At 66.7% G+C, this 941-nt stretch carries 1 pseudogene; it reads left to right on the forward strand.

Going from position 1 to position 941, the window contains the following annotated elements:
* Positions 1 to 78: 78 nt before the first annotated feature.
* Positions 79 to 941: pseudogene (locus EN749_RS36430) on the forward strand (hypothetical protein); the annotation flags it as partial.

Here is a 941-nt window from a genome sequence, read left to right on the forward strand (position 1 = left end):
TCTCGGAATGATGCAGCCGATGAACAAGCGGCTCGCTGAAATGGCGCGGCCAGCCCGAGCACGGCGGAGCCCGGATCAATGAGCGGGCATTTTTCCGAGCTGGCGCTCAGCATTGACGCGATGCTTGGCGACGACGCGCCGGCCGTTGAGGCAGGGATAACGGACGACCTGTCGGAGGTGGAGGAGATCCGGCGACGGGCCTATGCCGCGACCCTGGCAGCCTGGAACTCGCCGTCGGCGGAACCGGGCACTAACAATGCTCCGGCGACGCGATCGGCGTGGCGTTCCGCGGGGATGGGGAAGGGGAGCGCAAATGTTTCGGCGAAGCGGCGGCCAGCCGTTGCAGCGCGCGTGAAACCGGCCGCGCCTGCGGCCGTAAAATTCGCTTCCACCGGAATTTCGACGCCAAGTGGGCCTGCAGCCCGGCAAACAGGGGCGGCAGCAGTCGCCGGCCCGAAGGACTCGGCCACCATCATCGCCGCTCTACGGCCGTTTGCGGGGCAAAACGACCCGATCGCCGTTTTCGCCAAAGTCGCCGCATTTGCGGTCGCCAATGACGAGGATGAAAGACCGCGGAGGGGAGGGGGCGGCGGTGGCGGCCGCTCGGTTCCGACCGCTGTCGCAAAGACCACGCGCGGGCCTAGCCCTGCGCAGGCAACCGCGGCGCGCGCCGCAATTGCGGCCGGCGCGCAGCCAGCGGTGTTCAAGGTCATTTCGACGGCCGGCACGAAAGGTGCGGCCGGCGCCTTGCTTGAATATCTCGGCACCAGGCCCGATGAGGACGGCAAGAAGCACGACATCGAGGTGTTCACGAGCTCGGGGCTCAGCGTCGAGACGCGCGAACAGCGACGGTTGCTCCTGGAGGAGTGGCAGGAGGATTTTCGCGAGCCGTTCCAGAACACGAATTTCATCGAGGTCGACGTCGAACTCTCCGGCGATCC

This window comes from Mesorhizobium sp. M7A.F.Ca.ET.027.02.1.1 (assembly GCF_004022985.1).
GTDB lineage: Bacteria > Pseudomonadota > Alphaproteobacteria > Rhizobiales > Rhizobiaceae > Mesorhizobium.